The organism is Mesorhizobium sp. P2_E10 (genome assembly GCF_056404235.1).
Genome location: NZ_JBFUEK010000013.1, coordinates 94,454 through 118,966 on the forward strand (window position 1 = coordinate 94,454; position 24,513 = coordinate 118,966).

Genomic DNA, 24,513 nt, shown 5'->3' on the forward strand with positions numbered 1-24,513 from the left:
TCAGGCCCCCAATATGTCGTCGATGAATGGCAGGCAGCCGGCGGTCAGTCCGGCATCAACCGGCATCGCCACGCCTGTTATGCCCGATGCGCGGTCGGATGCAAGGAAGGCCACCGCTTCGGCGACCTCGGAAGCGTTGACGATGCGCCCGAGTGGATAGAGCCGTTGCAGCTTGCCGAGGATTTCGGGGTCCTTGGCCAGGCGGTGGTCCCAGGCTGCGGTGCGGATCGAACCGGGGCAGACGACATTGGCGCGCAGGCCGCTGCGGCCAAGTTCCACCGCGATCGATTTTGCATAGGCGTTGATGCCGGCCTTGGCTGCGGCATAGGCGGGGTTGCCGAAATGGGCGATGGCATTGACCGAGGAGATGAAGACGATGCTGCCCGAGCCGTTTTTGGCCATCGACTTGACCAGCGGATCGGCGAAAGTCATCACCCCGGTCAGGTTCAGGTCCAGCTCATGCTCAATCTTGGCTGCGGTCAACGCCGGCAGCGTCTCGGCGCGCGTCCAACCGGCATTGTTGATCAGGATGTCGGGGACGCCATCCTTGTCCAGGATCGCTGCTATCGCCGCCGCTATCGAAGCCTGGTCGAGAAGGTTGAAGACATGGCGCGAGGCAATGTGCGGGCTCGCCAACGCCTCGCTCGACTGGTCGCAGCCGACGACGCGCGCGCCGCGCTCGGCCATCAGCGTCACGATCGCCGAGCCGAGGCCACCGCCCGCACCGGTCACCACGACCGTCCTGCCTTCGAATTCGGCTCTCGAAACCACCGCGCGCGCTCCTCCAAGTCTTTGCACGTATACATCCTGTTGCCCCAAACCGCTGCGCATTCGGGCGACATGCAGGGGAAAATTCGCAAAACGCTATTTTATGAAATGTAATTAAGCAACAGAATAATCTGCTTGCGAACCGCAAAACGATGGATAATGTAGGAAAGTAACATAAAGCTTTTGCCGCCGAATGGCGCGGGAGCCGTTATGCGCAGTCAAATGGGAGAGATCGAATGAAGCTTGCAAACTGGACTGCCGGCCTGCTGGCCGGAATGAGCATGCTGGCGCTGGCGGCGCAGGCAGATGCCGGCGAAGTGCGCGTCACCGTCGCCGAATATAGCGCCAAAACGGGCCCCTATTTCGAAAGCGTCAAGAAGGAATTCGAGGCGGCCAACCCGGGCATCACGGTCAAGTTCGAAGTGGTGCCGTGGGATGTGCTGCTGCAGAAGCTGACCACCGACATCACCGCCGGCACCAATGCGGATCTGTCGATCATCGGCACGCGCTGGCTGATCGATTTCGTCCAGCAGGATGTTGCCGAGCCGCTCGACGGCTACATCAAGCCGGACTTCAAGGACCGCTTCATCGACACCTTTCTGTCGCCCTCGATCATGCAGGGCAAGACCTATGGCTTGCCGATCGCGGCGTCGGCGCGGGCCATGTACTACAACAAGGAACTGTTCGAGAAAGCCGGCATCGCCAACCCGCCGGCAACCTGGACCGAGCTGCAGGAAGATGCGCGCAAGATCAAGGCGCTCGGCTCCGGCACCTTCGGTTTCGGCCTGCAGGGCAAGGAGATCGAGACCGACGTCTATTACTACTATGCGATGTGGTCGCAGGGCACCGAGATCCTCAACAAGGACGGCACGTCGGGCCTGAGCACGCCCGGCGCGCTCGAAGCCGCCAAGCTCTACAAGTCGATGATCGATGAAGGCCTGACCGAGCCGGGCGTCACCTCCAACAACCGCGAGGACGTGCAGAACCTGTTCAAGCAAGGCAAGGTCGGCATGATGATCACCGCGCCGTTCCTGTCCAACCAGATCAAGGACGAGGCGCCGAACCTGAAATACGGCGTGGCCGCCATTCCCGCCGGGCCGAGCGGCGCGCGCGGCACCTATGGCGTCACCGATTCCATCATCATGTTCAAGAATTCGAAGAACAAGGACGAGGCCTGGAAACTGCTCGACTTCCTGTTCACCAGCGAACAGCGCGCCAAGTTCACGCAAGGCGAAGGCTTCCTGCCGGTGAACAAGGAAGAGGCCAAGATGGACTACTACGTCAACAATGCCGATCTGGCGGCGTTCACCGCGCTGCTGCCCGATGCCCGCTTCGCACCGGTCATCCCGGGTTGGGAAGAGATCGCGCAGATCACGTCGGATGCCATGCAAAAGATCTATCTCGGCGACGTTGAGCCCGAAGCGGCGTTGAAGGATGCGGCGGCCAAGGCCGACGCCGTGCTCAAGAAATAGGGCGTTTTCTCCCGACGCCCGGCGCGCCCTGTCTCAATCGGGGCGCGCCCCTTTCCATCATCCCGCCTGGCATGTGACTCTTAATCGCCACACCAGGGCGCAGGTCAGCCGATGCAAAATCGTTTCTTGCCCTATCTCCTGACCTTGCCCAGCCTGTTCCTGGCGGCGGTCGTCATCTTCTGGCCGGTCTGGGACCTGATCCAGATCTCGACCCATGATGTCAGCCGTTTCGGCCAGCTGCGCGACTTCAACAATCTTGCCAACTACCACGCCTTCCTCGCCGATCCCGATTTCCTGGCAGCACTCTGGCGCACCGGCGTGTGGACCGTGCTGGTCGTCGGTGGCGCGCAGCTGGTGTCCATTCCGGTGGCGATGATCCTCAACACCGATTTCTACGGCCGAGGCCTCGCCCGCGTCATCATCATGCTGCCCTGGGCGGTGTCGCTGACCATGACGGCGGTGGTCTGGCGCTGGGCGCTGAACGGTGAAAGCGGCATGCTGAACTCGGCGCTGATCGGGCTCGGCCTGATCCATGAGAACATCCAGTGGCTGGCGCGCGCCGAGACGGCCTTTCCGATGCAGGTGCTGATCGGCATCCTGGTGACGGTGCCGTTCACGACGACGATCTTCCTTGGCGGCCTGTCCTCGATATCAGACGATCTCTACGAGGCGGCGGCCCTCGAAGGGGCGACGCCGCTGCAGCAGTTTCGCGAGATCACCTTCCCGCTGCTGAAACCGTTCATCAACATCGCGATCGTGCTCAACACCATCTACGTCTTCAATTCCTTCCCGATCATCTGGGTGATGACGCAAGGCGGGCCGGCCAACTCCACCGACATATTGGTCACCCACCTCTACAAACTGGCGTTCCGCATCGGCAAGCTCGGTGAAGCATCGGCGGTGTCGCTGGTGATGTTCGCCATATTGCTGGTCTTCACCATGATCTATGTCAGGCTGGCGATGCGGGAGCAGCGCACATGAAGAACGGCAAGCTGAAGCGTTCTATCATCGCCTGGCTGCTGCTGGCGCCGCTGATCGTGGTGACGATCTTTCCCTTCGCCGTGATGTTCTTGACCGCGGTCAAGCCACGGCAAGAGGTGCTGTCGCCGACCTGGTGGCCGAGCGAATTCCACTGGTCGAACTTTTCCGACATGTGGGTGGCGACAGGTTTCGGCCAGGCGCTTGCCAACTCGCTCTATGTCTCGGTGATCGCCACCGTCGGCGCCATCCTGATCTCGGTTCCCGCCGCCTATGCCATGTCGCGCTTTCGCTTTGCCGGCTATGGAGCCTTGCGCCAGTTTCTGCTGGTTTCGCAGATGATCTCACCGATCGTGCTGGTGCTCGGGCTGTTCCGGCTGATGGCCGCCTGGGGCCTGATCGAATCGACGACGGCGCTCGGCTTCATCTACATGGCCTTCAACGTCGCCTTCACGGTGTGGATGCTGCAAAGTTATTTCGACACCATTCCGCGCGATCTCGAGGAAGCCGCCTGGATGGAGGGCGCCGGCCGCTGGCTGACCTTGCGCAAGGTGTTTTTGCCCTTGTGCCTGCCGGCGATCGCGGTGACCGCCATCTTCACCTTCATCAACGCCTGGAACGAATTCGTCGTCGCTCTGACCATGCTGCGCAGCCAGGAAAGCTACACGCTGCCGATCCAGGTGTTTTCGCTGGTCGCCGGCCGCTACACGATCGAGTGGCACCATGTGATGGCCGCCACGCTGCTGGCGACCTTACCGGTGGCGATCCTGTTCATCTGGCTGCAGCGCTACCTCGTCCGGGGGCTGGCGCTCGGGGCCGTCAAATAGCCGATCTATATCGCGGAGATTTCATGCGCATCTTCACCGCCTCGCTGGCGACGGAAACCAACACATTTTCGCCGGTGCCGACCGACCGGGCCTCGTTCGACATGGCCTTCCACGCCGGGCCCGGCAAGCATCCGGAAACGCCGACCTTGTGTTCCTCGCCGATCGTCGCCTTGCGCAAGCGCGCCGCGAAGGAAGGCCTCACCGTCATCGAGGGCACCGCCACCTGGGCCGAGCCGGGCGGCCTGGTGCAGCGGCAGACTTTTGAGGCGCTGCGCGATGAGATTCTCGGCCAGCTCCAGGCGGCGCTGCCGGTCGATGCCGTCATTCTCGGCCTGCACGGCGCCATGGTGGCGCAAGGCTATGACGATTGCGAAGGCGACCTGCTCGAACGGGTTCGCGCCATGGTCGGCCCGGATGTGGTGATCGCGGTGGAGCTCGACCCGCACAGCCATCTGACGCCGAAGCGCGTGGCGGCCTCCAACGTCATGGCCTACTTCCTCGAATTCCCGCACACCGATTTCTACGAGCGCGGCGAGCATGTCGTAGAGCTCGGGTTGGCTGCCGCACGTGGCGAAACCAGGCCCGTGATCTCTACCTTCGACTGCCGCATGATCCAGGTGCTGCCAACCAGCCGCGAGCCGATGCGCTCCTTCGTTGACAAGATCAAGGCACTGCATGGCAAGGACGGCGTGCTGTCGGTCTCGGTCATCCACGGCTTCATGGCGGCCGATGTGCCCGAAATGGGCACGCGCATCCTGGTCGTCACCGACAATGACAAGGCCAAGGGCGATGCGCTGGCGGAGAAGCTGGGCCGCGAGCTCTATGCCATGCGCGAGAAGACCGCGATGACGATGCTGAACACCGAGGACGGCATTGCGCGGGCGCTGGCCGTTCGCAAGGAAAACCCGGATAAACCGGTGGTCATCGCCGACATCTGGGACAACCCCGGCGGCGGCGTCGCCGGCGACGGCACCGTCGTGCTGCGCGCCTTGCTGGAACGAGGGATCGACAAGGTCGGCGTGGCGACGATTTGGGACCCGATCGCCGTGACCTTCTGTCAGGCCGCCGGCGAGGGCGCCGTCATCGATTTGCGCTTTGGCGGCAAGGCCGGACCGCTGGCGGGCGAACCGATCGACGCCCGCGTGCGGGTGGTGATGACCGTTGCAGAGGGCTGGCAGAGCTTTGGGCCGAGCCGCGTGACGCTCGGGCCGACGGCGCTGGTGCGCATCGAAGGCACCGAGGTCGACATCATCCTCAACACCAACCGCACGCAGACCTTCGAGCCGGACATTTTTTCCAACATCGGCGTCGATCCGCTGGCCAAGGACATCCTGCTGGTGAAGTCGACCAATCACTTCTACGCCGGCTTCGCGCCGATCGCTTCCGAGATCATCTATGTCTCGGCGCCGAGTTCGTATCCGAGCGATCCTGCGGTGACCAATTATACGAAGCTGACGCGGCCGATCTGGCCGCGGGTAGCGGATCCTTGGAAGGTGTGACGCAGCAAATCTCCCCCCTCGAGGGGGAGATGTCGCCGAAGGCGACAGAGGGGGTCGCCTCGCGTGGAGTGCCAACCCTTCTTCTGCCGCGGCAGGTCGCGCCCGGTCGGACCGACGCCCTCTGGCCGCTTCGCGGCCATCTCCCCCTCGAGGGGGGAGATTACGCGGCGCTACACCAGCCCGCGCTTCACCATCATCGCTTCCGGCGACGGCATCTTGCCACGAAACGCCGTGTAGAGCTCCTCCGGATCCTTCGAACCACCGGCGGCGTAGATGTTCTTGCGCAGCCGCTCGGCCAGCGCCGGGTTGAAGGGGTCCCCGGTCTCCTCGAACGCGGCGAAGGCGTCGGCATCGAGCACTTCCGACCACATGTAGGAATAGTAGCCGGCCGAATAGCCGTCACCGGAAAAGACGTGGCCGAAATGCGGGGTTCGATGGCGCATGGCGATGGTGTCGGGCATATCGAGCTTGTCGAGCGTTTCGGCTTCGAAACGAAGCGGCTCTTCCGGGCCGTTAGGCCGCGCGTGATAGGCCATGTCGATCAGCGCCGAGGCGGTGAATTCGACGGTGGCGAAGCCGGCGCCGAAAGTGCGCGCGGCCAGCATCTTGTCGAGCAGCGCTTTTGGCATCGGCTTGCCGGTGTTGACGTGCAGCGCGTGCTTTTCCAGCACCGCCGGCACGGTCAGCCAATGCTCGTAGAGCTGCGAGGGCAGTTCGACGAAGTCGCGGCTGACCGAGGTGCCGGCGACCGACGGCCAGGTGACGTCGGTCAGCATGCCGTGCAGCGCGTGGCCGAATTCATGGAACAGGGTCTTGGCTTCGTCGACCGACAACAGCGCCGGCTCGCCCAGCGGCGGCTTGGCGAAATTCATGATGTTGTAGATCACCGGCTTCGAACCGTGGCCGAGATGATAGCCGGATTGCAGCGCGCTCATCCAGGCGCCCGAGCGTTTTGAGGGTCGGGCGAAATAGTCGGCGAGGAACAGGCCGCGCTCGCTGCCATCGGCATTTTTCACCACGAACACGCGCGCGTCTGGATGCCAGGCGGCAATGCCTTTCTTCTCCTCAAAGGTGATGCCGAACAATTTGGTCGCCACATCGAAGCAGGCGTCGATGATGCGCTCGAGCTGCAAATAGGGTTTCAGCTCCGCCTCGTCGAAGGCGAATTTCTCGGCGCGCAGTTTCTCCTGATAGAAGCGCCAGTCCCAGGCGGCGAATTGTTCGTTGCTGCCGGCAGCAAGCGCCAGCCTCTGCAGTTCGGTCTGGTCGGCGGCAGCCTTTTCCAACGCCTTTTCCCAGACCGGATCGAGCAGCGCGTGTACCGCCTTAGGCGTCTTGGCCATCGTGTCGTCGAGCTTCAGGGCAGCGAAGGACGCGTAACCGAGCAGCTTTGCCTTCTCGGCGCGCAGTCTCAGCATGTCGCGCACCACAGCGGTGTTGTCGGTGGCGCCGCCATTTTGGCCGCGCATGGTGAAAGCGCGGAAGGCGATCTCGCGCAGGTCGCGGCGTTCGGAGAAGGTCGAGAACGGCTCATAGATCGAGCGCGACAAAGTGACGGCGTAACGGCCCTTCTGGCCGCGCATCTCGGCAGCCTCGGCCATCGAGCTCTTCACAAAATCCGGCAGGCCGGCAAGATCGGCCTCGTCTAGGAAAAGCGCCCAGTCGCGCTCGTCGGCGAGCACGTTCTGGCCGAAGGTCGTGCCGAGCGACGACAGCTCTTCGCTGATAGTCGCCAGCCGCTTCTTGCCGTCGGCGTCGAGCTTGGCGCCGGAACGGACAAAGCCTTTCCAGGTCTTTTCCAGCACCCGCAGCGTTTCGGCATCGAGCTTCAGGGAATCGCGCCGCTGGTAGAGATCGTCGATGCGTGCAAACAGTCTCTCGTTCATCGAGATCGCCGAGAAATGCCTGGACATCTTTGGCGAGATGTCGCGCTCCAGCGCCTGGATCGCTTCATTGGTGTGGACGCCGGCCCGGCACCAGAAGATCGACGAGACACGGTCGAGCGCCTCGCCGCCGAGCTCCAGCGCGGCCAGCGTGTTGTCGATGGTCGGCGTCTCGGCGTTGGCCGATATCGCTTCGATCTCGGCCTCATGCGCCTTCAGCGCGGCGTCGAAGACGGGCGCAAAATCATCGTCGCCGATGCGGGAGAAATCGGGCAGGCCGAGCGGCTCTTGCCATGCGGTCAGCGGATGAGCGGCGAGGTCGACGGCTTTTGTGGACGGCATGGGGATCTTTCGCTGATTGGCAGTAAGGGGGCGAGGCGGGATATCACCGATGTAGGGCGCTGGTTCGCTTCGCGCAACACCGCAACCAGTCAGGTTTTCGTCAGTAGCCTTCGCAGCTTTCGGCGAGCGCGGCTTGCGAGCTGGCGGTGATGCGGTTGCCTGATATAGCGAAGGTTTCCTGCATCAGCATGTCATTGCTGGGGAAATCATAGCAGGCGATCACCGAGGTGACGCCGGCCTCGGTTTTCTCGATCCGGTGCCGGATCGCCGCTCCGGTGACGGCGGTTTGCCAGTCGTCGATGGAGGCGATGAATTCCTGTTTGTTCTGGACGACACCGAGGTCGTCGAGCTTGATCTGGACGTCATCGGCAAGCAGGTCCGACAATTCGGTGCGGTCGGCGCCCAGCAGCGCCGAATACCAGCGGTCGATGATCGCGCCTTCATCGGCGCGGGCGGAGACGATCGAAAACAGCAGCGCGGCAAATGCGAAAGCGATCGACCGGCAATTCCGCGTCATGGGCCGCCTCCTATCAGAGTTCCGGCCGCTCGAAGTCACCGGTCTCCTTGTTCATCACCCAAAGCTCGCCGGTCGAGATGTCGAACCAGGCGCCGTGCAGGGACAGACGCCCCTTACCCTCGAGGATGGAGACGCAAGGAAAGGTCCGGAGATTGGCGATCGAATAGCGGATCGAAATGCGCTCCAGCGCGGTCTGGCGCTCGGTCGCGGTCATGAAGGTGCTGGAGGACACGGTTTCGGCCGCCGGCGCGATCAGGCTCATCCATTTGCCGATGAAGTCGCCTGGCGACAAGGGTGCGGCGGTGGTGTCGAGCGCGGCACGGATACCGCCGCAGCGGCCATGGCCCATGACGACGATGTTCTTGACCTTGAGGCTCTGCACGGCGAATTCGAGTGCGGCCGAGGTCGAGTGGAACTGGCCGTCGGGCGCATAGGGCGGCACCAGATTGCCGACATTGCGCAGCACGAACAGTTCACCCGGCCCGGCGTCGAAGATCGCTTCGGGCGCCGCGCGGGAGTCGCAGCAGGCAACGATCATGGTTTCCGGGGCCTGGCCTTCGCGGGCCAGCGCGCGGTAGCGTCCGCTCTCGGTGAGATAGCGGCCGCTCATGAAATTGCGATAGCCGGCGAGAAGGTGATCGGGAAGATGGGGCATGGGCGGGGCGGGAGCCTTTCCGGGTTGGAGGCGGCAGCTCGTTTTCAGTTTAGAATGGCTCTAACGGCAAAACGGTGCCGCGAGCAATGCCGAATTGCGAAGGGCCGGGTCGCAAGTGCCATGCAGGACGCAAGGCTCGGCTCGCATTGGACGCATGCTGCTCATGCCCAGATGGCGACCGGAATGCCGAAACGGTCGGCGAGCGGTGGGTCCGGGAACGGCTTTGCTTCGCCCTTGGCGATGCGCCCGGCGATCAGCATCATCACGGCCGCGTCGAGAAAATCGTCGGCGGCGGCACCGCGCAGCGGCGCCTGGTCAAGAAAGGCTTTTTCATAGCCATGCCGGCAGAGCAACGCCTTGCGCTCTTCCATACCGGCCGGATTGACGGCGCCTTTGATCTTCTTCGGCAAGAACATTGCCTGTTCGCCGTTCAGCCGGCAGAAGGCGACTTCCGGATGCGATTCGAAGACACGGCGGCGCAATTCGGGGCGCGCGATCAGCAGCGAGTCGATTTCGCGGATCTTGGCAAAGATGCCAAAAGCCTGGATCGAAACGCCGCGCGGCGGGTCGGACGTTGCCTTGGCCACCTCGCTCGCCCGGCGGTGCGCGGCATACCAGGCCTCTATGGTGGTGAAGTCACTCGAGTCGGCATAGAGCGCGGCGCGGGATGGAATGGAAAAGACGCTGGATTGCCTGTTGCCAAGCAAGGGCCGCACCAGCGCCTCCGGCCCGCGCCCTCCTTTTTGCGAAAAATCAGGAAGGCCGATCGGCATGTCGACAGCCACCGTCGCATCCGCGGGCAGTCTGTTGAGCAGGGCAACGAAGCTTGGATAAACGGCAACCGACGGCGCAGAACCGGCATCGCGGCGGACGGCGATCCAGCCGGCCTTGCAGCCGTCGACGCCGATAAAAGTCACGCCCTCTTGTCTCGCCCCGGATGCAGGAGGTGGCGAAGCTGTACCATCGCCATCGGGTGCGAAAGGCTCTGGGCATCGGTTTCGAGCTGCAGTTCGTCGCCACCGCGTTTGGCCGTGCGCGCCAGAATCTCGTAGACCGCCGCCGTGGTCGATTGCAGCGCCTTGACCGCCGGTTGCCCGGACAGGATGCGGGCGAGATAGACGGCCGCCGTCAGGTCGCCAAGCCCGTTCGGCGGCTTGTCGATGAGGCGATGTTCGGCCAGCAGCGCGTGGCTGCCGTTGATCAGCAGATTGCCGGTGCCGCCGGCCATCATCGCCGGCGCCGAAGTGACGAGCATGGTCGACGGCCCGGCATGCAGGGCGGCCGCCATCGCCGATTTCAGGTCAGGCAGCGGCGCGCCGGCCATCCATTCCAGCTCGTAGCGGTTGGGCGTGGCGATGTCGGCGATCGGCATCAGCCGGTCGCGCAAGGCCGCGGCCGTCGGTTCAGGCACGTACAGCCCGCCCGAATCGCCCATCACCGGATCGCAGATGTAGATGGCGTCCGGCGTCCTGGCCTTGACCGCTGACACCAGCGAGGCGACGGCGTCGGCCTGGCCGGCCTCGCCGAGATAGCCCGAAAGCACGGCGCCGACCTCGTCCAGCCACGGCGCGCGCTCGAGGTCGGCCATCAGCGCCTTGAATTGGTCCAGCGGCGGCACGATGCGCGTCGCCCTGCCATGGCCGGGATGCCAGGGCAGGATGACGGTCGGCACCGCCCATACCGGAAAGCCGAGCGTCTCCAGCGCAAAGACGGCGGCGCGGTTGCCGACCGAACCGCGAGCGACATGGCTGGAAATGACGATGACCGCGCGCGGCGCGTCGGGTTTTTCGGTGTTCATGGAATTCCTAGCTGCCCTGGGTGATGTAGAACACGAGCCAGATCAACAGGCCGATGGCGATGAGGAGCCCGAGCACCCTGCCAATGCGGGTGCCCCAGACCTCGATCGGGTCCGACCGATCGGCGTCCGCCGCGGTGACGTGATCGCGTGCGTCCTTCGCGGTCCGTGCGATGAACGAGGTGCCGCCCGGGTCGGTCTCGCGCGCCACGCGCTCGATAATGCGGCGCGATTCGCTGTCATTGTCGTGGCGCTCCGCCATGATGCTGTCCTGTTTGACCACGAGCTTAGCGTGTTCGCGCGGTCAATCACAGGGGCTCGCGAGCGGATGAGACGAGCCAGGGACAGCCCGCTTGGGGGTCATTTTCTTGGCGGCAGATTGTGCTAATGCTTCGCATGCAACTTCTACCGAGGGACCACACCATGCTTGCCCAACGCCTTTCCTTCCGGACCTTGCCCGCTTTCCTGATGATGGCCGTCGTGCTGCCGCTGCTTGCCGGCTGCGGCTACAACACCATCCCGACGGCGGAGGAGAACGCCAAGGCAGCGTGGAGCGAGGTGCTGAACCAGTACCAGCGCCGCTCCGACCTGATCCCCAACCTGGTCGAGACGGTCAAGGGCTATGCCGCGCATGAGAAGGACACGCTCGACGCGGTGGTCGAAGCGCGCGCCAAGGCGACGCAGATAACGGTGACGCCGGAAACACTGAAGGATCCCGAAGCCCTCAAGAAGTTCCAGGATGCCCAGGCGGGGTTGACGAGCGCGCTGTCGCGGCTGATCGCGGTGTCCGAGGCCTATCCCGACCTGAAGGCCAACCAGAATTTCCTGGCGCTGCAGGCGCAACTCGAAGGCACCGAGAATCGCATCGCGGTGGCAAGGCGCGACTACATCCTGGCGGTCAAGGATTACAATCTGACGCTGAAGACCTTCCCCTCGGTGCTGTGGGCAACCTTCTGGTTCCGCAGCAACGAGCCGTTCGCCAACTTCACCGTCGATGAAGACAAGATGCAGCCGCCGAAGGTCGATTTCGGGACGAAGCAGGGCGGGTGACAGCCAGGGGCCATCTGTGGTGATTTTGCAGGCCGATGAGGGGCGGCACCGCATTCGCGTTATCGCGTTTGCACTTCTTATCCTTTTCCTTCCCCTCACCGCCTTCGCCGCCGATCTCCCCGCCCTCACCGGGCGCGTCGTCGACAATGCCGGCATCATCGATGCCGTGACCGAGGCGGCACTCACCCGCAAGCTCGCCGACTTCGAGACAAAGAGCTCCGACCAGATCGTCGTCGCCACGATCCCCAGCCTCGACGCCGAGGAGATCGAACCCTATGCCACCCGGCTGTTCCGTTTGTGGAAACTCGGCACGGCGAAGGAGAACAACGGCGTGCTGTTGCTGGTGGCGCTGAACGATCGCAAGATGCGCATCGAGGTCGGCTATGGGCTGGAAGGCACGCTTACTGATCCGCACTGCAAACGGATCATCGAACACGACATGGTGCCGGCCTTCCGCGCCGGCGATTTCTCCGGCGGCATTTCCAAAGCCGTTGACGACATGGTCATGGTGCTGGAAGGCAGCAGGTGACGACATGACCGCATACATCATCAGCCCCTCGCGGCACCGCCATTTCGTCACCCTGACAGGCGCCGCCTTGTTGGCCATGGCGGTCTTGCTCATTGGCTTCGCGGCTTTCGCCGCGGATCTGCCCGCCCTAACCGGCCGCGTCGTCGACAATGCCGGCATCATCGATGCCGGCACCAAGGCGGCGCTGACCCAGAAGCTTGCCGACTTCGAGACCAAAGGCTCCGACCAAATCGTCGTGGCGACCATCCCCAGTCTCGACGGCGAGGAGATCGAACCCTACGCCAACCGGCTGTTTCGCTTCTGGAAACTCGGCCAGGCAAAGGAAAACAACGGTGTCCTGCTGCTGGTCGCGCCGAACGACCGCAAGATGCGCATCGAGGTCGGTTATGGCCTGGAAGGCACGCTGACCGATCTGCACACCAAGCTGATCATCGAGAACGACATGGTGCCGGCCTTCCGCGCCGGCGATTTCTCGGGCGGTATCAGCAAAGCCGTCGACGACATGGTGATGGTGCTGGAAGGCAATCCGGAGGAGCTGGAGGCACGCGGCGAGCGCAACCAGCCGCCGCCCATCAACACCGACGATCTGTTCTTCGCCGTCTTCATCAGCATCTGGGCGATCATTTTCTTCGGCAGCATGGCGGCCTCCATTCTGCCGCCGATTTTTGGCCAGAAGCTGGGGCCTGGCCGCTATCGCTGGCTGGGCATGACTTTCGAGCCACACAAGCGATCGTCCAGCGGCGGCTGGTCTTCGGGCGGCGGCGGATGGTCGTCGGGCTCAAGCGGTGGTGGTTTTTCGGGGGGTGGGGGTTCGTCCGGCGGCGGCGGCTCCTCGGGGAGCTGGTAGGGCATGACAGCTGGACCCTTCAATCGGCCAGTATCCGACCGCTTCGCAGCGATCATCGGCATCGCCTTGTTGGCGATGGTCGCAATGCTGTTTTCGGCCTTTGCCGCCGACCTGCCGGCGTTGACCGGTCGTGTCGTCGACAATGCCAACATCATCGATGCCGCGACCGAGGCGGCGCTGACGCAGAAGCTCGCCGATTTCGAGAAAAAGGGTTCCGACCAGATCGTCGTGGCGACGATATCCAGCCTCGATGGCGAAGAGATCGAACCCTACGCCAACCGGCTGTTCCGTTTCTGGAAGCTCGGCCAGGGCGGCGAAAACAATGGCGTGCTTCTGCTGGTGGCCAAGAACGACCGCAAGATGCGCATCGAGGTCGGCTATGGCCTGGAAGGCACGCTGACCGACCTGCACACCAAGCTGATCATCGAAAACGACATGGTGCCGGCCTTCCGCGCCGGCAACTTTTCCGGCGGCATCAGCAAGGCCGTCGACGACATGGTCATGGTGCTGGAAGGCAATCCGGAGGAGCTGGAGGCGCGCGGCAAGCGCAACCCGGCCGACGACAGCACGCCGCTCGATCCCATCGTCACGGTGTTCCTGATCCTGTGGGCGACAATGTTCTTCGGCGGCCTGGCGATGGCGTTCCTGCCGCCGATGTTCGGCACCAAGCTGTCGCCGGGCGTGTACAAATGGCTGGGCATGACGTTTCGTTACGGCCAGGGGAGGAGCGGGTCGTCCTCGGGCAGCAGCTGGACATCGGGTTCGTCGTCAGGCAGCGGCTGGTCGTCGGGCAGTGGATGGTCATCAGGAAGTTCGGGCAGCAGCTGGTCGTCGGGCTCGAGCAGCGGCGGCGGGTTTTCAGGCGGCGGCGGCTCGTCAGGCGGCGGTGGTTCTTCAGGGAGTTGGTGAGACAGATCATGGCAACACGACCGATCAGCCCGCAAGATCATGAGCGCATTGCCACCGCGATCCGCGTCGCCGAATCAAAAACCGACGGCGAGATCTACTGCGTCGTGGCGCATGCCAGCGACGGCTATTTCTTTCCTGCCGCCTTCATGGCGACGCTTGGCATGCTCATCGTCAGCCTTGCAGTCGGCTACGGGCTGGAAGCCTGGTGGCTGTCGATCCGTGTGCCGCATTTCGTCATTGCCCAGCTTCTTGCATTGGCCTCGGTGCTTGCGTTGCTGTGGGCGCTGCCCGGCTTGCGCATTCATCTGGTGCCGAGGCGGCTGCGATACCAGGCGGCGCATACCAATGCGATCAAGCAGTTCCTGGCGCGCAATGTCCACCGTACCACGGCGCGCACCGGCGTGCTGGTGTTCGTCTCGATCGCCGAGCGCTATGCTGAAGTGGTTGCCGACAGCGGCATCAATGCCATGGTTGGCCAGGATGTCTGGGACGGTGTCATCCGTGACCTGACCGCGCATGCCGGTGATGACCGCCTCGCCGACGGTTTCGTCAAGGCGATCGAATCTGTCGGTATCGTGTTGGCCGAGCATTTTCCGGTTTCGGCTGCCGATGCCAACGAGCTGGACGATCACCTGGTCGAAATCTGAGTCGTTTTCAAGCGTGGCCTAATAGGGTCGATCGCCTGTGCGAAAGCGCGCGAGCCGGCTTAGCAGACTCTTGCAAATGGCCGATGCGGGTTTATGGTTAACAAATCATGAATACGCTGAGCATCGATATCAGGAAAGCCGAGCCGCGCGACGCTGGCGCCATCGCCGACGTACACCAGCAGGCCTGGAACGGCGCTTATTCCGGCATCATTCCGCACCATACGCTGACGTCGATGATCAACCGCCGTGGCGCCGATTGGTGGGCGAACGCCATTCGCCGCGCCGCCACCGTGCTGGTCGTCGAAATCGGCGGCAAGATTGCCGGCTACGCCACGATCGGCAAGAACCGCGCCCGCGAACTCAGGCAGCAGGGCGAGATTTACGAGCTTTATATGCGCCCTGAGTATCAGGGCATCGGGCTCGGCAGCCGGCTTTTCAAGGCGGCCCGCGCGCGGCTCGCCGACCACGGGCTGAAAGGCATGGTGGTGTGGGCGCTGGAAGACAACCAGAACGCGCTCGACTTCTATGCCGGCGCCGGCGGCCGTGATGTCGCCGAAGGGGTCGAGATCTTCGAGCAGAAGGCGCTTAAGAAGGTCGCCTTCGTCTGGGAATAATCCCCGGCTTTCCTGCCACTTCCGACTTGCGATCGTGCCCAGCACCATTCGCCGCATTGCGCCGCGCGGCAGCGCCCGCTATCGATCTCCCATCAAAAGAGGGACAAAGCCATGCGCATTGAAGCCATCGCCATCGGAAAGAATCCGCCGGAAGACATCAACGTCATTATCGAAGTGCCGATCGGCGGCGAGCCGATCAAGTACGAGATGGACAAGGAAGCCGGCACGCTGTTCGTCGACCGCTTCCTGCACACCTCGATGCGCTATCCCGGTAATTACGGCTTCGTGCCGCACACGCTGTCGGGCGACGGCGACCCGATCGACGTTCTGGTCTGCAACACGCGCGCGCTGGTGCCGGGCTGCGTCATCAATGTGCGGCCGATCGGCGTGCTGGTGATGGAAGACAATGCCGGCCAGGACGAGAAGGTCATCGCGGTGCCTTCGCCCAAGCTGACGCTGCGCTACGAAAACGTCACCGAATACACGCAGCTGCCCGACATCACCCGCCAGCAGGTGCAGCACTTCTTCGAGCACTACAAGGATCTCGAGCCCGGCAAATGGGTCAAGATCGAAGGCTGGCACGATTCCAAATATGCCAAGAAGATGATCGTCGACGCGATCGCGCGGGCCAAGGCGGCTAAGTAGGCGACGCTGGCCTCTGCTGACCCTTCGCCTTGCACGAAGCCCCTTAGCTTCGTCATACTAGGGCGCAGCTGCCGCGAAGCGGCGTCGCGGAGAACCTAGTATCCATGCCGTGACACTGGCCGAAGGGCACGGCGGAACAGAATTCTGCACCGTTGCGGTGACGTTGAGGTCGCGCCATGGATCCTCGGGTCAAGCCCGAGGATGACGAAGTTCTGGGTGCCTCCGCTAATCTTCGGCGTTCCTAATTATCCACCCTACCAAAGGCCGGCACGTTGCCGATGATGGTGTGCTTGTCCTTGCCGCAGGCGAAGGTCTTCGCCTTTTCGTCGGCCAGCTTGCGCGCCTGGTCGTTGGCGGCGGGATTGCCGGTGGCCAGCACCAGGCCGACCGTACAGCCGTCGCGCGCGTCCATCTGGGCGACCTTGGCGACGAGCAGCACTTCGGTCGGCTTGTTCTCGTCGTCGGGATTGCTGATCGAGCGGCGGTGGATGGCCGCGAAGGGCACGGCAACATCGCCCTTGCTCTCGATGCGCCACTCGACCTTGGCTCCGGACGAGTTGAAGCCGGAAAAACTCTCCCAGACCGTCGTCATGTCGCCGCCGGGCGGGAAACCATAAAAAAGCGATTCACGGGCGTCGTCATAGGCGACCAGCACGGGATAGCCGCGATAGCCCGAACAGGCGAGCTCGGCCCAGTCGCCGTCGCCTTCCTCGGCCTGCGCATAGGTGACGCAATCCTTCTTCCAGTCGAGGTCGGTGTAGGCGCTGGAAATGCCATCGGCATGTGCCGCCTGGCAGAGGCCGGCGAGGGCAAATGGAACAAGCAACAGGGCTCGCATGCTGTCGTCTCCGGTGGAGTTCGTTCTAGCCTATCGCCAAATTTTCGACCGGCCTAGCGTTCCATTCGCAGGGTCGGCGCCGCCCCTCATTGCCCTGCCGGGCATTTCTCCCCGTAAACGGGGAGAAAGAGGCCGGCGGCAACGCCGGTGCCCTTCTTGCAACGCTGGCGATTGGCGAAATCGACGGTGACAGCGCCCCTCGCCCCGTTTACGGGGAGAGGATGCCGGCAGGCAGGTGAGGGGCGGCGCCGACGCCCGAAAGCCCTTATTTCCTCAAGCTCGCCCCAATCAGCAGGTCGGCATTTCGCGCCACCGATTGCGCCGGGCCGCCGAGCCCGAACAACTGGCCGCTGATATAGGCGCCTTCGATCAAAAGCAGCAGTCCGTCGCCGAGCGTGTCGGCATCGTCGGCGCCCATCGCTGTCGCCATGGCGCGCAGGCGGCGGCGCAATTCCTGCTTGTTGGCCTCGCTCACCACGCGTGCCGGGTGACCGTGCTCGGGATACTCCACCGCCGCGTTGGTCATGCCGCAGCCACGATAGTCGGGTCTTTGCGTGCGCTTGCCGACACGGGTCAGGAAAGCCTTGATCTGCGCGCGCGGGTCGCCGGGATGGGCGTCCACCGCCTCGTCGAAGCGGCCCCAGAATTCGAGGTCGTATTGCCTGAGATAAGAAGCGGCCAGCTCATCCTTGGACGGAAAGCTGCGGTAAAGGCTGGGCTTGGTGACGCCGGCGCGCTTGACGATCTCGTCGACGCCGATCGCCCTGATGCCGCGCCGGTAAAACAGGTCGTACGCCACGTCGAGGATCTTCTTGGCAGCCTTCGGCGGAGACGATGCATGATCGTCGCTGATGGTCAGTTCAATATTTTTGTCCGTTGGCATGGCATGACTCGATTGACGTGTTACCGATCGGTACGTATACCTTTGCCTTAACTGTAACGTACCGGTCAGTAACATGATAGCTCAATCCCGTCCCTTTGGCCAGCGCTACGCTTTCGTCGTGGTCGGCGTCATCTTTCTCTGTTTGCTGATCGCGGCCGGTTTGCGTTCCGCGCCTGCCGTCATGATGCTGCCACTGGAAGAAAGTTTTGGCTGGCGGCGCGATGTGGTTTCGCTGGCCGCTGCCGTCGGCATTTTCCTCTATGGCATGACCGGACCGTTCGCTGCGGCACTGATGGAGCGGATAGGCTTGCGCCGCACGCTGCTTGCCTCGCTGATGGTGATGTCGGCCTCGACGGCGCTCAGCCTGCTGATGACCAAGCCATGGCATCTGCTCATCACCTGGGGCGTATTTTCCGGGATCGGTTCGGGCGCGGTCGCCACCGTGCTTGGCGCCACCATCGTCAACCGCTGGTTCAAGACCAATCGCGGCCTGGTGATGGGCCTGATGTCGGCCTCCAGCGCCACCGGCCTGTTGGTGTTCCTGCCGCTGCTGGCCGCGCTCGCCCAGTCGGGCGGCTGGAAGCCGGTCGCCATCGCGATCTCCGTCGCCACTGCCTGCCTGCTGCCGCTGGTCTGGCTGCTGGTGCCGGAGCGGCCGGCCTCGATCGGCATGGTGCGCTACGGCGCCGAACTCGACGACGTGCCGCCGGTGCCACCGGCATCGCAAGGCAATTTCCTGGCGCACACGCTCAACACATTGCGCCGCGCCGCTGGCACCCGCGTCTTCTGGTACCTGTTTGCCACCTTCTTCATCTGCGGCTTCACCACCAACGGATTGGTCGGCACGCATCTGATCGCGTTCTGCGGCGACATGGGCATCGGTGAGGTGCAGGCCGCCGGCCTGTTGTCGATGATGGGCATTTTCGACCTGATCGGCACGACGCTGTCGGGTTGGCTCACCGACCGTTTCGACCCGCGCAAGCTGCTCGGCGTCTACTATGGCATTCGCGGCCTGGCGCTGATCTATCTGCCCTATTCCGGCTTCTCGGCGACCAGCCTGATCATCTTCGCCGTGCTCTACGGTCTCGACTGGATCGCCACCGTGCCGCCGACGCTGCGGCTCGCCAACGAGGCATTCGGCGACCGCAGCGGGCCGATCGTGTTCGGCTGGATCGTCGCCGGCCATCAGATCGGCGCGGCCTCCGCGGCTTTCTTCGGCGGCACCATGCGCGAATTGCAGGGCAATTACGAACTGGCCTTCCTGATCGCCGGCATGACGGCCATTGCCGCCGCCTGTCTCTCGCTGCTGATCAATACGAGCCGTCCGGCCTTTGATCCGGAGCCGCAGCCGGCTTAAGGCGCGACAGTCGAGCGCTGATCTCCCCCTTGAGGGGGAGATGGCCGCGAAGCGGTCAGAGGGGGTCGGTTCGACCGGGCTTGGCGTTTCTTTGTGACGAAAGAGGAGGTAGGCGCTCCATGCGAGACGACCCCCTCTGTCGCCTTCGGCGACATCTCCCCCTCGAGGGGGGAGATCACCCGCCTGTTCACTGTTATCAAACCTTCATGGTTTGGAGATGTGGCTGAAACATTGAAGCTGGACCTTGGTGGCACCGTTCGAAGCCATCCAGGAGACAGCCATGAACAAGATTTCCCGCCGCGCTTTCGTCACTTCCGCCAGCGCCGTAGGGCTGGTCGGCGTCTCGGGGCTGGCAATGCCCTATTATTCGCGCGCCAACCAGCGGCCGGCCTTTACCCATGGCATCCAGTCCGGCGACGTCGACGCCACCAGCGGCATGGTGTGGACGCGCACGGACCGGCCGTCGCGCGTCATGTTCGAAGTGTCGTCGACGGAAAATTTCGCCAATGCCACCCGGCTGGCGCCGCTCGATACCTCGCCGGCAAGCGACTATACGGTGAAGCGGCTGCTCACCGACCTCGCTTCCGACCAAGACATTTTTTACCGCATGGTTGCGGCCGATCTCGCCGATATCAACGCGGTGTCCGAACCGATCGTTGGTCGCTTCCGCACGGCGCCGGCCTCCAAGCGCGACATCAAGTTCGCCTGGTCGGGCGATACCGCCGGCCAGGGCTGGGGCATCGACGAGACCGGCATGAAGACCTATGCCACGATCGGCAAGCACACGCCCGATTTCTTCCTGCATTCGGGCGACACCATCTATGCCGACGGCGCCATGAAGGACGAGGTCGACCTGCCCGGCGGCGGCAAGTGGAAGAATGTCGTGCTCATCGACGGCAAGCGCAAGGTTGCGCAGACGCTGGACGAATACCGCGACCAGTGGAAGTACAACATGATGGACAAGAACGTGCTCGGCCTCAGCGCCATCTGCCCGACCTTCTATCAGTGGGACGACCATGAGGTGCTGAACAACTGGTCGGATTCGAAGGACCTGACCGCCGACGACCGCTACTCGGAAAAGTCCATCCATGTGCTGGCGGCGCGTGCGGCGCGCGCTTTCCACGAGATGACGACGATCCGCTACGAGCCGTCCGAGCCCGGCCGCGTCTATCGCAAGATCGCCTACGGGCCGCTGCTCGACGTGTTCTTCCTCGACATGCGGTCCTATCGCGGCCCCAACGGTCCGGATATGCAGGATACGATGACGCCGGAATCGCGCATGCTGGGCGAACAGCAGACGAAATGGCTGAAGCGCGAACTGGCAAACTCCAAGGCGACCTGGAAGATCATCGCCGCCGACATGCCGCTTGGCCTCGTCGTCTGGAACGATGGCGCCAAGAAGGTTGGCGCCGAGGCGGTCAGCAATGGCGACAACGGCCTGCCAAAGGGCCGCGAGCTCGAGATCGCCGACCTGCTGCGCTACATCAAGAATGCCGGCATCAGCAACATTGTCTGGCTGACCGCCGACGTGCACTACACGGCGGCGCACTACTACAACCCCGACAAGGCGCAGTTCCAGGATTTCAACCCGTTCTGGGAATTCGTCTCGGGTCCGATCCATGCCGGCACGTTCGGCCCGAACGATTTCGACATGACCTTCGGTCCGGAGCTGAAATTCATCAAGGCGCCGACCGCCGAGCAGGCCCAGAACCTGCCGCCGTCAGCCGGCCTGCAGTTCTTCGGCCTGGTCGACATCAACGGCGCCAGCGAGCAATTGACGGTGCGGCTGATGGATCGCGACGACAATGAGCTCTACAAGGTGACGCTCGATCCGGTTCGGTCGGCGTGAGCGGCCAAGCTGCTAGTTTGGATAGCAAACCGTCGGAATGTTGGGCCAGACCGCGCTGTCGCAGTTGGCGGCTTCCTGCCGCTGCTTGAAGGCAGCGGTGACCGGCCCGGTCACCATCGGGTCGACGCCATCGGGGGCGTCGGCAAAAAGCTGCTCTGCCGTCGGCGTGTCGGACGCCAGCGGCGGCTGCGTCTGTTTCAGCGTCGCGGCCGACTGTGCGGCGCCCGCGGCAAGCACGACCGCGAGGGCGGCCCATGCCAGGATCTGCCTGAATTTGATGACGTGATCGGTCATAGAGGTCGAACTACCCGGGCCCCGAAAGGTTCCCGCCTTGGTTAATGAAATCATTTCACACGCGGATGTTTAAGATTTGATGAGTATTTGGTGACGAGCGCCTCTTTCGCAATTGCGAAAAACCCTGTATGAGCCGCGCAACCGAAAGAGGCGGCGCCTTTTGGCCTGCTGCCTGCAACGCTCCCGAGACCACAACATGAAAATTCGTAATATCGCGATCATCGCGCACGTCGACCATGGAAAAACCACCCTGGTTGATCAATTGCTCCGGCAATCCGGCTCCTTCCGCGACAATCAGCGCGTCGCCGAGCGCGCCATGGATTCCAACGACCTCGAAAAGGAACGCGGCATCACCATCCTGGCCAAGGCGACCTCGGTCGACTGGAAGGATACCCGCATCAACATCGTCGACACCCCCGGCCACGCCGATTTCGGCGGCGAGGTCGAGCGCATCCTGTCGATGGTGGATTCGGCCATCGTGCTGGTCGACGCCGCCGAAGGGCCGATGCCGCAGACCAAGTTCGTCGTCGGCAAGGCGCTCAAGGTCGGCCTCAAGCCGATCGTCGTCATCAACAAGATCGACCGCCCGGACGCCCGCCATGTCGAGGTGGTCAACGAAGTGTTCGACCTGTTTGCCGCCCTCGACGCCACCGACGACCAGCTCGACTTCCCGATTCTCTACGGTTCAGGCCGCGACGGCTGGGTCTCGGAAAACCCCGAAGGTCCCAAGGACCAAGGCCTGGCGCCGCTGTTCGATCTCGTCATCAAGCATGTGCCGGCGCCGACCGTTCATCCCGGCCCGTTCCGCATGATCGGCACCATCCTGGAAGCCAATCCGTTCCTTGGCCGCATCATCACCGGCCGCATCGAGTCCGGCACGCTGAAGTCCAACCAGCCGGTCAAGGTGCTGCACCATGACGGCACGCTGGTCGAAACCGGCCGCATCTCCAAGATTCTGGCCTTCCGCGGCCTCGAGCGCCAGCCGATCGAAGAAGCGCAGGCGGGCGACATCGTCGCCATTGCCGGCCTGTCGAAAGGCACCGTCGCCGACACGTTCTGCGACCCGGCGGTGACCGAGCCGCTGCATGCACAGCCGATCGATCCGCCGACCGTGACCATGTCCTTCCTGGTCAACGATTCACCGCTCGCGGGCACCGAGGGCGACAAGGTGACCAGCCGCGTCATCCGCGACCGCCTGCTGCGCGAAGCCGAAGGCAATGTCGCGCTGAGGATCGAGGAATCGCCTGACAAGGATTCGTTCTTCGTCTCCGGCCGTGGCGAATTGCAGCTGGCCGTTCTGATCGAGACGATGCGCCGCGAAGGCTTTGAAATTGCCGTGTCGCGTCCACGCGTCGTCATGCAGAAGGGCGAAAACGGCGAAATGCTGGAGCCGGTCGAGGAAGTCGTCATCGACGTCGACGAGGAGCATGCCGGCATCGTCGTGCAAAAAATGTCGGAGCGCAAAGCCGAGATGGTCGAGCTGCGCCCGTCGGGCGGCAACCGCCAGCGCATCGTCTTTCATGCGCCGACGCGTGGCCTGATCGGCTACCAGTCGGAACTGTTGACCGACACGCGCGGCACCGCCGTGATGAACCGGCTGTTCCATGCGTATGAGCCCTACAAGGGCGAATTGCCGGGCCGCACCAACGGCGTGCTGATCTCCAACGAGCAGGGCGAGGCGGTGGCCTATGCCATGTGGAACCTGGAAGACCGCGGCCCGATGGTCATCGATCCGGGCGTCAAGGTCTATCAGGGCATGATCATCGGCATCCATTCCCGGGACAACGACCTTGAGGTCAATGTCCTCAAGGGCAAGAAGCTGACCAACATCCGCGCAGCCGGCAAGGACGAGGCGGTGAAGCTGACGCCGCCGATCCGCATGACGCTGGAAAAGGCTTTGGCCTGGATCCAGGACGACGAGCTGGTCGAGGTGACGCCGAAGACCATCCGCCTTCGCAAGCTCTATCTCGACCCGAACGAGCGCAAGCGCTTCGAGAAGTCGGCGAAAGTGGCCGGCGCGGCATAAGTTTTTCTCTTCATTGAAGAATTACCGGGAGGGAGCACAAATGTGCTCCCTCCCTTATTTTATCCGCCGGCAGCCGAGATGATGGCTTCGCGATCTGGTTCGCCAGCGAGATCGATGCGGATCGACGAGCCGTCGCGGGCAGGCTTGCGCATGGCTTTGGTCCCATCCCGATCAACGACAAGCAGTCGCTTCTCCTCCAGCGCCTGAAGCCTCGATCGCGAGAGGCCGAGTTCGCAGGCGAGCAACCGGTCGAGCCGCAGCGAGACCGGCATTTCGAGCCCGAGCTGGAGCTCGAGAGCGGTCGCGGGTTCCAGGATCTCGCCGAGCATTTCTTTCTGCACGGCAACTTCGGAAAATTCCTCGACGCGGCCGACCCGGCTTCGCAGCGCCACTATGTCGAAGGCATGGCGACGCGCCAGCAGCGGATCGTTGCTTTCCAGCGCCTGCAGCAGTGCCGGCGCGATGTCGCGGCGGTTGCAACGCTCGAGAATGCCAAAATTCCAGGAATTGTCGCAATCGACGCAGCGGTAGATCAGCCACACGTCGATGCGTTTGCCGTTGGCATTGACGCGAAATTTCCAGCTGCAGCGATAGGCCTTCACAGTGCCGCAGCGATTGCAGTTGATGAGAGGTTGAGGTGCTGTTTTGGGCGCGATTGTCCAGCGGATAGCGAGATGTTGAGACAAGCCGAAAAGCCTTCCAGTGTGGAAGTTCTTCAGACCGGCAATGTCGAGATGCCCATGCGGGCACGGCGTGGCGAGAGCTAGCTATGATCGGAAGTCAGGCGTCACGGGCGGCAGCCACGCGACAGCGGTTCAGCAGTGCCAAACCGGTCTCGAACCGCCGCCTGAGGAACACATGAAAATAAAGCAGACACCGCTGATGCGGCGCCCTGCAAAGTATGATCAGGGGAGTTGGCGAGACCGGCGGCTACTGGGGCAAAGTGAAGCTCAAAATTGTTTCGCGGCGGCATTTCTAGCGGCGTGAAGCCGGGCCGGCAAGGGACTCTGCCGCCTTGGGTTCCTCGCCCCCACGGAAGTGGGGGAGAGCGACTATCTGGGGTGTCAAGTTGCATTTGCGAACTCGGCTCGCGCGTCGCGTGCTTTTGCATTGAGGATGACGAGCAGTTTTCTGGCGAGCGCGATGCGGATGAGCATTTTGGGTTTTCCCGCCTGTTGCAACCGTTGAGCGAAAGCTTTGAGATGGGGATCGAACTTGGCCACGATGGCCGCGACGATGAAGAGGATGCCCCGTGGCCCGGCGCGTCCGCCACGCACATGCCTGTTGCC

Annotated in this window: 24 protein-coding genes and 2 pseudogenes; 14 read left to right on the forward strand and 12 right to left on the reverse strand. The window is 63.2% G+C overall.

Features of this window, described 5'->3' with window-relative positions:
• Positions 1-771 (reverse strand): SDR family oxidoreductase, encoded by a 771-nt coding sequence (locus AC1D0N_RS25875; RefSeq protein WP_477248811.1) that lies wholly within the window; start codon positions 769-771, stop codon positions 1-3.
• A gap of 233 nt (positions 772-1,004) precedes the next feature.
• Here AC1D0N_RS25875 and AC1D0N_RS25880 point away from each other — a divergent pair, with 233 nt between their 5' ends.
• From AC1D0N_RS25880 to AC1D0N_RS25895, 4 genes are all read left to right on the forward strand, one after another.
• Positions 1,005-2,240 carry an ABC transporter substrate-binding protein gene (locus tag AC1D0N_RS25880; protein WP_477248812.1) on the forward strand — a complete coding sequence of 412 codons (1,236 nt, stop codon included), beginning with the start codon at positions 1,005-1,007 and terminating at the stop codon, positions 2,238-2,240.
• A 111-nt stretch (positions 2,241-2,351) separates the two neighbouring features.
• On the forward strand, positions 2,352-3,221 hold the full coding sequence (locus AC1D0N_RS25885) for a carbohydrate ABC transporter permease (protein WP_477248813.1): 870 nt from the start codon (positions 2,352-2,354) through the stop codon (positions 3,219-3,221).
• Positions 3,218-4,045, forward strand: coding sequence for a carbohydrate ABC transporter permease (locus AC1D0N_RS25890; RefSeq protein WP_477248814.1), 828 nt, complete (start codon positions 3,218-3,220; stop codon positions 4,043-4,045). Before AC1D0N_RS25885 ends, AC1D0N_RS25890 begins: the two co-directional genes overlap by 4 nt.
• A gap of 23 nt (positions 4,046-4,068) precedes the next feature.
• Positions 4,069-5,544: a M81 family metallopeptidase gene (locus AC1D0N_RS25895; RefSeq protein WP_477248815.1), complete on the forward strand. Its 1,476-nt coding sequence runs from the start codon at positions 4,069-4,071 to the stop codon at positions 5,542-5,544.
• A 170-nt stretch (positions 5,545-5,714) separates the two neighbouring features.
• Here the strand turns inward: AC1D0N_RS25895 and AC1D0N_RS25900 are convergent, their stop codons facing one another.
• From AC1D0N_RS25900 to AC1D0N_RS25925, 6 genes are all read right to left on the reverse strand, one after another.
• On the reverse strand, positions 5,715-7,769 hold the full coding sequence (locus AC1D0N_RS25900) for a M3 family metallopeptidase (protein ID WP_477248816.1): 2,055 nt from the start codon (positions 7,767-7,769) through the stop codon (positions 5,715-5,717).
• A gap of 100 nt (positions 7,770-7,869) precedes the next feature.
• Complete coding sequence (locus AC1D0N_RS25905) at positions 7,870-8,286, reverse strand: nuclear transport factor 2 family protein (RefSeq protein ID WP_477248817.1); 417 nt, start codon at positions 8,284-8,286, stop codon at positions 7,870-7,872.
• Positions 8,287-8,299: 13 nt separating this feature from the next.
• Positions 8,300-8,941 carry a carbonic anhydrase gene (locus tag AC1D0N_RS25910; RefSeq protein WP_477248818.1) on the reverse strand — a complete coding sequence of 214 codons (642 nt, stop codon included), beginning with the start codon at positions 8,939-8,941 and terminating at the stop codon, positions 8,300-8,302.
• Positions 8,942-9,102: 161 nt separating this feature from the next.
• On the reverse strand, positions 9,103-9,858 hold the full coding sequence (locus tag AC1D0N_RS25915; protein ID WP_477248819.1) for a DUF429 domain-containing protein: 756 nt from the start codon (positions 9,856-9,858) through the stop codon (positions 9,103-9,105).
• Positions 9,855-10,739, reverse strand: a complete 885-nt coding sequence (gene pdxY / locus AC1D0N_RS25920) for a pyridoxal kinase PdxY (protein ID WP_477248820.1) — start codon at positions 10,737-10,739, stop codon at positions 9,855-9,857. The genes AC1D0N_RS25915 and pdxY overlap by 4 nt, the downstream gene beginning before the upstream one ends.
• Before the next feature lie 7 nt (positions 10,740-10,746).
• Positions 10,747-10,998: a hypothetical protein gene (locus AC1D0N_RS25925; RefSeq protein WP_477248821.1), complete on the reverse strand. Its 252-nt coding sequence runs from the start codon at positions 10,996-10,998 to the stop codon at positions 10,747-10,749.
• Between the two features lie 161 nt (positions 10,999-11,159).
• Here AC1D0N_RS25925 and AC1D0N_RS25930 point away from each other — a divergent pair, with 161 nt between their 5' ends.
• The 7 genes and pseudogenes from AC1D0N_RS25930 to ppa all read left to right on the forward strand — a co-directional run bounded on the left by AC1D0N_RS25930 (position 11,160) and on the right by ppa (position 15,977).
• Positions 11,160-11,786 carry a LemA family protein gene (locus AC1D0N_RS25930; protein WP_477248822.1) on the forward strand — a complete coding sequence of 209 codons (627 nt, stop codon included), beginning with the start codon at positions 11,160-11,162 and terminating at the stop codon, positions 11,784-11,786.
• Positions 11,731-12,309, forward strand: a pseudogene (locus AC1D0N_RS25935) (TPM domain-containing protein); the annotation flags it as partial. The gene AC1D0N_RS25930 and the pseudogene AC1D0N_RS25935, both read left to right, overlap by 56 nt.
• 82 nt (positions 12,310-12,391) lie before the next feature.
• Entirely contained in the window at positions 12,392-13,162 is a 771-nt protein-coding gene (locus tag AC1D0N_RS25940) for a TPM domain-containing protein (protein WP_477248836.1), read from the forward strand.
• Positions 13,163-13,165: 3 nt separating this feature from the next.
• Entirely contained in the window at positions 13,166-14,071 is a 906-nt protein-coding gene (locus AC1D0N_RS25945; protein ID WP_477248823.1) for a TPM domain-containing protein, read from the forward strand.
• An 8-nt stretch (positions 14,072-14,079) separates the two neighbouring features.
• Positions 14,080-14,718, forward strand: a complete 639-nt coding sequence (locus AC1D0N_RS25950; protein WP_477248824.1) for a TPM domain-containing protein — start codon at positions 14,080-14,082, stop codon at positions 14,716-14,718.
• 107 nt (positions 14,719-14,825) lie between these two features.
• The gene (locus AC1D0N_RS25955; RefSeq protein WP_477248825.1) at positions 14,826-15,332 is read left to right on the forward strand and encodes an N-acetyltransferase family protein; all 507 of its coding nucleotides are present in this window, start codon (positions 14,826-14,828) and stop codon (positions 15,330-15,332) included.
• Positions 15,333-15,443: 111 nt separating this feature from the next.
• A complete protein-coding gene (ppa, locus tag AC1D0N_RS25960) occupies positions 15,444-15,977 on the forward strand; it encodes an inorganic diphosphatase (RefSeq protein WP_027031765.1) in 534 nt (177 codons plus the stop codon).
• Positions 15,978-16,218: 241 nt separating this feature from the next.
• Here ppa and AC1D0N_RS25965 read toward each other — a convergent pair whose 3' ends face one another.
• Both AC1D0N_RS25965 and AC1D0N_RS25970 read right to left on the reverse strand, forming a co-directional pair.
• Positions 16,219-16,815 (reverse strand): hypothetical protein, encoded by a 597-nt coding sequence (locus tag AC1D0N_RS25965; protein ID WP_477248826.1) that lies wholly within the window; start codon positions 16,813-16,815, stop codon positions 16,219-16,221.
• Between the two features lie 265 nt (positions 16,816-17,080).
• Positions 17,081-17,698, reverse strand: coding sequence for a TetR/AcrR family transcriptional regulator (locus tag AC1D0N_RS25970; RefSeq protein WP_477248827.1), 618 nt, complete (start codon positions 17,696-17,698; stop codon positions 17,081-17,083).
• 73 nt (positions 17,699-17,771) lie between these two features.
• Between AC1D0N_RS25970 and AC1D0N_RS25975 the strand changes: the two genes are divergently transcribed.
• The gene (locus AC1D0N_RS25975) at positions 17,772-19,055 is read left to right on the forward strand and encodes an MFS transporter (protein WP_477248828.1); all 1,284 of its coding nucleotides are present in this window, start codon (positions 17,772-17,774) and stop codon (positions 19,053-19,055) included.
• A 280-nt stretch (positions 19,056-19,335) separates the two neighbouring features.
• On the forward strand, positions 19,336-20,904 hold the full coding sequence (locus AC1D0N_RS25980) for an alkaline phosphatase D family protein (RefSeq protein WP_477248829.1): 1,569 nt from the start codon (positions 19,336-19,338) through the stop codon (positions 20,902-20,904).
• Positions 20,905-20,916: 12 nt separating this feature from the next.
• Here the strand turns inward: AC1D0N_RS25980 and AC1D0N_RS25985 are convergent, their stop codons facing one another.
• Positions 20,917-21,198, reverse strand: a complete 282-nt coding sequence (locus AC1D0N_RS25985) for a hypothetical protein (protein WP_477248830.1) — start codon at positions 21,196-21,198, stop codon at positions 20,917-20,919.
• Positions 21,199-21,394: 196 nt separating this feature from the next.
• On the opposite strand from AC1D0N_RS25985, the gene typA reads away from it, so the two are divergent.
• The gene (gene typA / locus AC1D0N_RS25990; protein ID WP_477248831.1) at positions 21,395-23,224 is read left to right on the forward strand and encodes a translational GTPase TypA; all 1,830 of its coding nucleotides are present in this window, start codon (positions 21,395-21,397) and stop codon (positions 23,222-23,224) included.
• A 59-nt stretch (positions 23,225-23,283) separates the two neighbouring features.
• On the opposite strand, the gene AC1D0N_RS25995 is transcribed toward typA, so the two are convergent.
• Both AC1D0N_RS25995 and AC1D0N_RS26000 read right to left on the reverse strand, forming a co-directional pair.
• On the reverse strand, positions 23,284-23,910 hold the full coding sequence (locus AC1D0N_RS25995) for a DUF1062 domain-containing protein (RefSeq protein WP_477248832.1): 627 nt from the start codon (positions 23,908-23,910) through the stop codon (positions 23,284-23,286).
• A 378-nt stretch (positions 23,911-24,288) separates the two neighbouring features.
• A pseudogene (locus tag AC1D0N_RS26000) lies at positions 24,289-24,513 on the reverse strand (IS110 family transposase); the annotation flags it as partial.